This is a genomic window from Malikia spinosa, assembly GCF_002980625.1.
Lineage (GTDB): Bacteria > Pseudomonadota > Gammaproteobacteria > Burkholderiales > Burkholderiaceae_C > Malikia > Malikia spinosa.
Window position 1 is genome coordinate 26,399 of sequence record NZ_PVLR01000025.1, and the last position, 9,880, is coordinate 36,278.

9 protein-coding genes and 1 other RNA gene are annotated in these 9,880 nt (G+C 67.7%); 3 read left to right on the plus strand and 7 right to left on the minus strand.

The window, feature by feature from the left end; genetic code table 11:
* Positions 1–49 precede the first annotated feature (49 nt).
* From dksA to C6P61_RS10170, 6 genes are all read right to left on the minus strand, one after another.
* A complete protein-coding gene (gene dksA, locus C6P61_RS10145) occupies positions 50–532 on the minus strand; it encodes an RNA polymerase-binding protein DksA (RefSeq protein WP_105729820.1) in 483 nt (160 codons plus the stop codon).
* A 252-nt stretch (positions 533–784) separates the two neighbouring features.
* The gene (locus C6P61_RS10150; RefSeq protein WP_105729830.1) at positions 785–1,918 is read right to left on the minus strand and encodes a CobW family GTP-binding protein; all 1,134 of its coding nucleotides are present in this window, start codon (positions 1,916–1,918) and stop codon (positions 785–787) included.
* A 134-nt stretch (positions 1,919–2,052) separates the two neighbouring features.
* Positions 2,053–3,240, minus strand: a complete 1,188-nt coding sequence (locus C6P61_RS10155; RefSeq protein WP_105729821.1) for a class I SAM-dependent rRNA methyltransferase — start codon at positions 3,238–3,240, stop codon at positions 2,053–2,055.
* Positions 3,237–3,956 carry a DUF484 family protein gene (locus C6P61_RS10160; RefSeq protein WP_105729822.1) on the minus strand — a complete coding sequence of 240 codons (720 nt, stop codon included), beginning with the start codon at positions 3,954–3,956 and terminating at the stop codon, positions 3,237–3,239. The genes C6P61_RS10155 and C6P61_RS10160 overlap by 4 nt, the downstream gene beginning before the upstream one ends.
* A gap of 7 nt (positions 3,957–3,963) precedes the next feature.
* Entirely contained in the window at positions 3,964–4,848 is an 885-nt protein-coding gene (dapF, locus tag C6P61_RS10165) for a diaminopimelate epimerase (protein WP_105729823.1), read from the minus strand.
* Between the two features lie 42 nt (positions 4,849–4,890).
* On the minus strand, positions 4,891–5,547 hold the full coding sequence (locus tag C6P61_RS10170) for a YiaD family glycine zipper/OmpA-like lipoprotein (RefSeq protein WP_105729824.1): 657 nt from the start codon (positions 5,545–5,547) through the stop codon (positions 4,891–4,893).
* Positions 5,548–5,735: 188 nt separating this feature from the next.
* On the opposite strand from C6P61_RS10170, the gene C6P61_RS10175 reads away from it, so the two are divergent.
* A complete protein-coding gene (locus C6P61_RS10175; protein WP_105729825.1) occupies positions 5,736–7,394 on the plus strand; it encodes an MBL fold metallo-hydrolase in 1,659 nt (552 codons plus the stop codon).
* Positions 7,387–8,115 carry an RNA pseudouridine synthase gene (locus C6P61_RS10180; RefSeq protein ID WP_170067366.1) on the plus strand — a complete coding sequence of 243 codons (729 nt, stop codon included), beginning with the start codon at positions 7,387–7,389 and terminating at the stop codon, positions 8,113–8,115. The genes C6P61_RS10175 and C6P61_RS10180 overlap by 8 nt, the downstream gene beginning before the upstream one ends.
* Positions 8,116–8,361: 246 nt before the next feature.
* Here the strand turns inward: C6P61_RS10180 and rnpB are convergent.
* Positions 8,362–8,716, minus strand: an RNA gene (rnpB, locus tag C6P61_RS10185) — RNase P RNA component class A.
* 100 nt (positions 8,717–8,816) lie between these two features.
* Between rnpB and cysK the strand changes: the two genes are divergently transcribed.
* Entirely contained in the window at positions 8,817–9,740 is a 924-nt protein-coding gene (gene cysK / locus C6P61_RS10190) for a cysteine synthase A (protein ID WP_105729827.1), read from the plus strand.
* Positions 9,741–9,880 lie beyond the last annotated feature (140 nt).

Genomic DNA, 9,880 nt, shown 5'->3' on the forward strand with positions numbered 1-9,880 from the left:
CACGCTTATTGCGCGGCAAGCCAGCGAGACCACGACGGGCCTGGGAACATCAGTCGCCGAACATCTTCTGCTTGAGCTCGCGGCGCTGCTGGGCCTCGAGCGACAGGTTGGCGGTCGGACGTGCCAGCAGGCGGCCGACGCCGATCGGCTCGCCGGTCTCGGCGCAGTAGCCGTAGTCGCCGGAATCGATGCTCACGATCGACTGCTCGATCTTCTTGAGCAGCTTGCGCTCACGGTCACGCGTGCGCAGCTCGAGCGCATGCTCTTCCTCGATCGTGGCGCGATCGGCCGGATCGGGCACGACCGAGGTGTCCTCGCGCAGGTGCTCGGTGGTCTCGCCGGCGTTGGCCAGGATGCCGGCCTTGATGGCTTGCAGCTTGCGGCGGAAATAAGCCAGCTGGACCTCGTTCATGTACTCGCTCTCGGGCATGGCGAGCATGTCGGCGTCGGTCAGTTGCTCCAATGGCTTGGTCTTCCAGTGGTCTGCCAACTGGGGATCCTGGGCGGCGGTCTTGGGTGCGGTGGTAGACATGATGGCTTCGATGGAGTGGGAATGGAGAACGGTGGCTGCAGCAGCCCTGCCGGCCGGTCAATCGGCGCGGGGAGGCGAGCTGTCGAGGTTCAAAACCGTTCTCCTTGATGCCCCTGGGGGCGGTCCTGGTGTTGGGCCGGATCAGGCGTTACGCAACGCCTGCGGCCCTCACTCTTATCTTTCTGACTTTATAAACGCCTGACGCGCACTAAGGCCCGCGGCGGCGGCATTGTAACGGTGCCGCGCGACGCTTCAGGCCAGGCACTGGCCCAGGCCCTGCAGCAGGATGTCGCGCGGCAGGTCGATGCCGATGAACACCATCTTGCTCTGGCGCAATTCGTCCGGGCCCCACTCGGGGCCGAGGTCGCTGCCCATGAGCTGGTGCACGCCCTGGAAGATCACCTTGCGCTCAGTGCCTTTCATGTGCAGCACGCCCTTGTAGCGCAGCAGCTTGGGGCCGTAGACCTGCACGATCGCACCGAGGAAATCCTCCAGCTTGGCCGGATCGAGCGGGCGCGTCTCGCGGTAGACGAAGCTCTTGACATCGTCGTCATGGCGATGGTGGTGGCCATGACCGGGATAGTTACAGGACTCGCCAGGCGCATGGTCGTGGCCCTCATGGCCGTGATCGTGATCGTGATCGTGATCGTGATCGTGATCGTGATCGTGATCGTGGCCATGCTCATGCTCGCAATGGCCATGCTCGTGGTCGCAGTGGCTGTGATCGTCGGGCTTGAGGAAGTCCGGATCGAGGTCGAGCTTGGCATTCAGGTTGAAGCCGCGCAGGTCGAGCACCTGGTTCAGCGCGACCTGGCCGAAATGCACGGTCTGGATCGGCGCGCGCGGGTTCATGTGCCGGATGCGGTGCTTGAGCTCGGCCAGCTCAGCCTCCGACACCAGGTCGGACTTGCTGATGAAGATCTGGTCAGCAAAGCCGAGCTGGCGCCGCGCCTCCTGGCGCTCGTCGAGCTGCTGCTGCGCATGCTTGGCATCGACCAGCGTGAGGATCGAGTCGAGCAGATAGCTCTCGGCGATCTCCTCGTCCATGAAGAAGGTCTGCGCCACCGGGCCCGGATCGGCCAGACCGGTGGTCTCGATCACGATGCGCTCGAAGTCAAGCAGGCCCTTGCGCTTCTTGGCCGCCAACAGCTGCAGCGTGCTGCGCAGGTCCTCGCGGATGGTGCAGCAGACGCAGCCGTTGCTCATCTGGATGATCTGCTCCTCGGTGTCGGAAACCAGGATGTCGGTGTCGATGTTTTCCTCGCCGAACTCGTTCTCGATCACGGCGATCTTCTGGCCATGCGCCTCGGTCAGCACGCGCTTGAGCAGGGTGGTCTTGCCGGATCCGAGGAATCCGGTCAGGATGGTGACGGGTATCAGTGCCATGAGGTTCTCGCAGTCAGCAGGTCGCGGCAGCACAGGCCGCCAGCGGTCGAATTGCAATCGATCAGTGTAGTGCAGCTGTCAAGGGTTGGCAGCGACAGACCCGGGCCGCAGGTCGTGCCGCCGCTGCGGCAGACTCAGTCCGGCCGGCGCATCAGCACCAGGCCCTTGAGGTACTCGCCCTCCGGGAAGGCCAGCGCGGTCGGGTGATCGGCCGCCCCGCCCTGGCGCTGCAGGATCACGGCATCGACGCCGGCATCGAGCGCGGCGCCAGCGACGATCTTCTGGAACAGCTCGACCCCGATGCCACCCGAGCAGGAGTAGGTGAACAGCACCCCACCCGGATTCAGCAGCTTGAAGGCCAGCCGGTTGATGTCCTTGTAGGCGCGCGCCGCGCGCTCGGCATGTGCCACCGTCGGCGCCAGCTTCGGCGGATCGAGCACGATCGCATCGAAGCTCCGGCCCTCGGCCAGGAAGCGGCGCAGGCTGGCGTTGACATCGGCGTCGAGGAAGGTCGCGCGCGCCAGCTCAAAGCCGTTGAGCTCGATGTTGGCGCGGGCGCGCTCGAGCGCCGGTCCGGACGAATCGATCGAGGTCACATGCGCAGCACCACCGGCAAGCGCCGCGACCGAGAAGCCGCCGGTGTAGCTGAAGCAGTTGAGCACCTGCTGGAAACCGAAGCGGCGCGCATAGTCGGCCATGTCGCGCCGGCTGTCGCGCTGGTCCAGGTAGTAGCCGGTCTTGTGGCCGAGCTCGACATCGAGCCCGAGCTGCCAGCCGTTCTCGTGGATCACGCAGGCGGTTTCGCCCGCGCCGCGCAGCCAGCCCTTGAGCTCGGGCAGGCCTTCGAGCGAGCGCGCGCTGGCGTCGCTGCGCTCGTAGAGCCGGCTCAGGCCGGTCAGCTCGAGCAGCGCGTCGGCCAGCACATCCTTCCAGCGCTCGGTGCCGCAGCTGGTGAACTGCGCGACCAGGATGTCGCCATAGCGGTCGACCACCAGGCCCGGCAGGCCGTCGGACTCGCCATGCACCAGGCGCAGGCCGTTGCTCGCGATCTGCAGCGGCGAGCGCAGCGCGAGCGCCTGGCGCAGCCGCTGCTTGAAGAAAGCCGCGTCGATGCGCTGGCCTTCATCGAAGCTCCAGACCCGGACACGGATGCGCGATTGCGGCGAATAGGCGCCCCAGGCCAGGAAGGCACCTTCGGCGCTTTCGACCCGCACGGTCTCGCCGGCATCGGCGCCGCCCTTGGCAATCGCGCCGTCGAACACCCAGGGGTGACGGCGCTGCAGGGACTTTTCCTTGGCCGGTTTGAGTCTGATGGTTTTCATGGGGCGCTATTGTGGCGGACCGGCAGCAGGCGCGACAGCGCGGCACCCGCCAGCTCCGCCAGATGGCGCAGGAAATCGGTATCCATCGAAGGCTGGAAGCGCTGCGGATCGTCCGAAGCCAGCACCAGCAGGCCGAACGGCGGCGCATCGGCCAGCGGGCGCAGCGGCAGCAGCGCGACCGACTGCACCGCCTCGGGCTGCGCCAGCCAGGCCAGCGCCGGCTGGCCCGCCTGCGGCCCGCAATAGAGCCGGTCCGGCAAGGCGGCGGCGCCGCTGGTGGCGCTGGTGGCGGCAGCGCTTGCCGCGGCCTGCTCGAGATCGGCGAACTCGGGCGCCAGATCCCAGAGCCGGAGCGCGACCTGCGGCAGCTGGAAGCGCCGCTCGAGCTCGGACAAGAGCAGGCCGGGCAGGTCCTGCTGCGAGCGCGCGCTCAGCAGGACCTGGAACAGGCCCAGCAGCTTGTCCGCGATCCCGACATTGTCGCGCCCCAGACGCAGCATGGCCGCCAACCGGAGCTCGAGGTCGTGGATCTTGCGCCGCAGCAACTCGACCTGGCGCTCCTGCAGGCTGATGGCGCGACCGCTGTGCGGACTGCCCAGCTGCACGCTCGCGAGCAGCCCGGCATAGCGCTCGAAGAAACCCGGCGTGGTGGCGAGGAAATGGGCGATGTCGTCCTCGGTGATCGGCTGGGGCTGGAACTGGGCGCGACTGTCCATGGCGAACTCAGGCCAGGTCGGGCACTTCGATCTCGCCCTGGAAGACGGTAACGGCGGGCCCGGTCATCAGCACCGGCGCGGCCAGATCGCGACCACCGGCCCAGGCGATCGTGAGCCGGCCACCGCGGGCCTGCACATCGACCTGCTCGTCGAGCAGGCCGAGCCGGATGCCGGCCACCACCGCCGCGCAGGCGCCGGTGCCGCAGGCCAGGGTTTCGCCGGCGCCGCGCTCGTAGACGCGCAGCTTGACATGGGCGCGATCGACGATCTGCAGGAAGCCAGCGTTGACGCGCCTGGGGAAGGCCGGATGCTGCTCGATCAGCGGGCCCCACTCGGCCACGGGCGCGGTCTCGACATCATCGACCAGCAGCACCGCATGCGGGTTGCCCATCGAGACGACCGCAACCGGCGCGGTGGCCGTTGCGCCAGGCAGGGCCAGCGTCAGGGGCCAGGTCTGCCAGCCGCCGCTGGCCTGGGGCTGCAATCCGGCCGGATCAAAAGGCACACGCGCGAGCTCGAACACCGGCGCACCCATGTCGACCGTCACACGGCCATCGGCGTTGAGGCGCAACTCGATCGAGCCGCCATGCACCTTGACGCGCACAGTCGGCTTCGTCGTCAGGCCGCGCTCGTGCACATAGCGCACGAAGCAGCGCGCGCCGTTGCCGCAGTTCTCGACCTCGCCGCCGTCGGCGTTGTGGATCAGGTACTCGAAGTCGACCTCGGGGGTCGGCGCCGGGCGCACCGTCAGGATCTGGTCGGCACCGACACCGAAATGCCGGTCGGCCAGGAAACGGTATTGGGCTGTGCTGAGGCCGAAGCGGCCGCGCGTCTCGTCGAGGACGACGAAGTCATTGCCAGCGCCCTGCATCTTGGTGAATGGAATCCGCATGACCCCATTATCAGGCCGGCGCCGGCCCTTGCGGCCAGGGTGTTAGCGTGTGCCTTCGCCGACGAAGATCTCGACGCGGCGGTTGCGGGCACGGCCGTCGGCGGTTTCGTTGCTCGCGACCGGCTCGCGCTCGCCGCGGCCGTCGATGCTGATCACGCTGGACGAGATGCCGCGCGAGGTCAGGTAGTTGCGCACGCTGGCGGCGCGGTTGTACGACAGCGGGTCGTTGACCGCATCGCTGCCGACGTTGTCGGTGTGGCCGATGACGGTCACGCGCGCACTCGGGTTGTTCTGCAGGCCACGGGCGAAGTCATCAAGAATCGAGCGGAAGTTGGACTTGATGTCGGCCCGGCCGCTGTCGAACGAGATGTCGCTCGGGATGTTGAGCTTGAGCTGGTTGTCGGCGGTCTGCGTGACCTCGACGCCGGTGCCGCGCGTGCTGGCTTCCATCTCGCGCTTTTGCTGCTCCATGCGCGAAGACCAGGCATAACCGCCCAGTGCGCCAGCCGCCGCACCCACCGCAGCACCGCGCACGGCGCCCTTGGTACCGCTGCCGGTGAGGGCGCCCAGCACGGCGCCGGCGGCTGCACCGTAAGCGGCGCCCTTGCCGGTACCGCTCTTCTGGTCTTCGCTCATGTTGGCGCAACCGGACAGGACCACTGCACCGGCGAGCGTGGCGATCAGGATATTTCTCTTCATTTGTTTCCCCTTTGAATCAGATTTGTCACTGGCCCAAAAAGTGTAGGCCCAAAATCCGTGACTGAACAGCATCTATTCGTCACGAGCCGTAACGGCCTTACCATAGCCTGGCCCGGGATAGAAGACATTACCCCATTCGGACCAGCCGCGGCCGACTACGTCAGGCCCGCCACCATCCCCTCTTCCACATGCCACGCCCGACCCAACTCCTGCACCCCTCGCATACCCCTGCGCCGACACGAGCGGCCGCCACCCTGCTGCTGCTGCGTGACGGCGCCGAAGGGCTCGAAGTGCTGCTGACCCGACGCTCGGCGCAAGCCCGCTTCGCGCCGGGGGCCTATGTCTTTCCGGGTGGTGGCCTCGACGCCGCCGACGCGCAGTCGCATGGATTGGCCAGCCGGCGACCGCAGCAGGACGACCTGCAGCTGACGCATGCGATCGCGGCCATCCGCGAGAGCTTCGAGGAACTCGGCGTGCTGCTGGCGCTCCATGCCGACGACCGCTGGGTCGAGCAGCAGGACATCGACGCGCTCGACCGCCAGGGCGATTTCGCCGCGCAATGCGCCGCACGCGGCCTGACGCTGGCGGCGGACCGGGTTTACTGGCTCGCGCACTGGATCACCGACCGCGACCTGCCGATCCGCTTCGACGTGCCCTTCATGGTCGCGCGCATGCCCGACGGCCAGCAGCCAGTGGCCGACGAGAGCGAGCAGTTCGAGCCGGTCTGGCTGCGGCCGCAGGACGCGCTGGCACGCCACGCCGCCGGCGAACTGCACCTGATCCACCCGACGATACGCACGCTCGAATGGCTGGGTGCGCAGGCCAGCGTGGACGCCGTGCTGGCGCTCAGCGCCACGACCGAGCAGCCGCTCTGGACCAGTTGCCCGCGCGGCGGCTGGCTCGGCGGGCGCAAGGTCTCGGTGATGGAACATGAGCCGGCCTACGGCGAACTCGAACTGAGCTGCCCCGATGGGCAGCTGCTACACCGCCTGGACTGGCAGAGCGAGCAAGCGGTCGGCCTGCTCCGGAACGTCCAGCGGTTGACCGCCGCCAATCCCGGCTTCATGACCGGCCCCGGCACCAACAGCTATCTGGTCGGCGACCCGGCGACCGGCCATGTCGCGATCGACCCGGGTCCGGACGAACCCGAACATATCGAACGGCTCTGGCGTGCCGCTGGCGGCGACATCCGCGCCATTGTCTGCACCCACTCGCACCCCGACCACTCGCCCGGCGCGGCGCGGCTGCAAACGCTGGTCGAGCAGACCGGCCGCCCCCAACCACCGATCCTGGGCTTGGCCAGCGGGCCGCATTCGCGTCACGACAGTCACTTCACGCCCGAGCGCGAGCTGGCCGATGGCGAACAGCTGAGGCTGTGCGGCCCTGCAGGCGAGGCCCGGCATACGCTGCGCGTGCTGCACACGCCGGGCCACGCCGCCAACCACGTCTGCCTGCTGCTGGAGGAGGATGGCCTGCTGTTCAGCGGCGACCATGTGCTCAACGGCAGCACGACCGTGGTCGCGCCGCCCGACGGCAACATGAACGACTACCTGGATTCGCTCGACCGGCTGCTGGCGGTCTGCGCCGAATGGCAGGTCGGCTTCATCCTGCCGGCGCATGGCCATGTGCTGGGCAATGCAGCACAGGCGATCGAACGCCTGAAGGCACACCGGCTGGCACGCGAGGCCAAGGTGGCCGCCGCGATGCGCGCCCTGCCCGACGGTCAGCTGGACGACTGGGTCCGGCTGGCCTATGACGACGCGCCCGAGCGACTGTGGCCGGTGGCCAAGCTGTCGCTGCAGGCGCATGTACAAAGAATCGAAAGCCTGGGAGGCTTCAATGTCTGAACCGTATCAAAAATCCGAAGGCGAACGCCTGGCCAAGCGCGTTGCCGCGCTGCAAGCCTGTTCGCGTGCCGAGGCCGAGCGCCTGATCGAGGGCGGCTGGGTCCGCGTCGATGGCCGCGTGGCCGACGACCCGGCACAGCGCGTGCTCGACGAAATGATCGAAATCGATGCACGGGGCCTGGGCGAGACACTGCTGCCGGCCACCCTGCTCTGGCACAAGCCGGTCGGCCTCGCGTTGGCCGAGAGCCAGCCGCTGGCCGGGCTGGTCGAACCCGAGGGCCTGTTGCGGCCCTGGCATGTCAAGCACCTGCGCTGCGCCAGTCCGATGCCGGCCGCCTGCAGCGGGCTGGCCGTGTTCGCACAAAGCCCGGGCGTGCAGCGCAAGCTGCATGAGGACGCGCTGCTGCTGGAACATGAATGGATGCTGGACCTGGCCGGCGCGGTCGCGGCCAGCCGGCTCGAGGCGCTGGAACAGGCGGTGGACCAGCTGGCCCCCGGGCCGCGCACGCCCTACCTCAAGCTCAGCGTGAGCAGCCGCAGCGACGAACGCACCAGGCTGCGGCTGGCACTCAAGGGCTACGCGCCCGAACGGCTGCCGTCCTGGCTGGCGCAAGCCGGTCTGAAACCGCAAGCGCTGCAGCGCCTGCGCCTGGGCCGGGTCGCGCTGGGGCCGGTGGAAGCCAGCGGCTGGCGACTGCTGGGCATGCACGAACGGTTCTGAGGCTGGGCTAAACGGTCCATCCCGGGCGAGTGGCCGCCGCCAGGGGCGTTGCTGCCGATTGCCAGCGCATCGCTGCCGTCGGCAGGGGGATGCCGGGCGACGATTTCTGCTCGCAGCATGAGGAGCCCGGCATCCTCCTGACGACGGCGGCAGCGGCAGCGGCAGCGGCAGCGGCAGCGGCAGCGGCAGCCAGATCAAAAAACAAAAAGCCAGGCGCGGTACGCCCGGGCCTGGCTCTGGAATAAGTTGTGAAGTCTGCCGATACGCCGGATTCTGTGCGTCGGAAGCCTCTTGCGAAGTTCCCGACGTGACCGCCATTCATCTTGGCCATCGATCACCCGATGGCTCGGTGCCACCTACCCGCCAGCTCTGCGGAACCACATCGACGCTGGCCTACTTGGTGTTGCTGCGCGTAGAGATTGCCCGTTTCACCCCCAAGGCTCCTGCCGCCGGAGCGGATGGTTCCAAGGGACTCGTCTCTGTTGCTCTGATCCTCACCTCGCGGTGGAGAGCCGTTAGCTCCTACGCTGTCCTATGCAGTCCGGACGTTCCTCCAGCGCGCCCTTTCGGGACTTGCGCCAGCGGCGGCCTAGCAGACTTCACAGTCGGGATTATCGCGCTTTCCGCATGAGCTTATGCGTACAACACGCTATCGATTGGGCCAAAATGGAATTTTTCGTCTTTTCCCCACCGGAGACTCCATGAAAGCCGACAACATCCTGGCCACCATCGGCAACACGCCGCATGTCCGCATCAACCGACTGTTCGCCGGATTCCCGCAAGCCCAGGTCTGGATCAAGTCCGAGCGCAGCAACCCGGGCGGTTCGGTCAAGGACCGCATCGCGCTGGCCATGGTCGAGGACGCCGAGCAGCGCGGCCTGCTGCAGCCGGGCGGCACCATCATCGAGCCGACCTCGGGCAACACCGGCATCGGTCTGGCCATGGTCGCGGCGGTCAAGGGCTACCAGCTGGTCCTGGTCATGCCCGACAGCATGTCGATCGAGCGCCGCCGCCTGATGCAGGCCTATGGCGCCAGCTTCGACCTGACCCCGCGCGAGAAGGGCATGAAGGGCTCGATCGCGCGCGCCGAGGAACTGGTCGCGCAGACGCCCGGCGCCTGGATGCCGATGCAGTTCGACAACCCGGCCAACACCGAGATCCACGCGCGCACCACGGCGCAGGAAATCCTGGCCGACTTCCCCGAGGGGCTCGACGCGATCATCACCGGCGTCGGCACCGGTGGCCACCTGAGCGGCGTCGCGCGCGTGCTCAAGGCTGCCTGGCCGCAGCTCAAGGTCTACGCGGTCGAGCCGAGCGCCTCGCCGGTGATTTCGGGCGGTTCTCCGGCACCGCACCCGATCCAGGGCATTGGTGCCGGCTTCGTCCCGAAGAACCTCGACACCGCCCTGCTCGACGGCGTGATCCAGGTCGAGGCCGAGGCGGCGCGCGAATACGGTCGCCGCTCGGCGCGCGAGGAAGGGATGCTGGTCGGCATCTCGTCGGGCGCGACCCTGGCCGCGATCGCACAGAAACTGCCCGAGCTGCCCGCCAACAGCCGCGTGCTGGGCTTCAACTACGACACCGGCGAGCGCTATCTGTCGGTCGAAGGCTTCCTGCCGGCCTGAGTGCGGCACTGACGGGCAGCGGCTGACCCCGCTGCCCCAGCCAGCAAAAAGCCGCGGAACCAGCCGGGGAAGTTGCAAAACATTGCAGTCGTAACGGACGGTAAACCTTAACTCGGCGCTAACAGCCGCTAACACAAGTC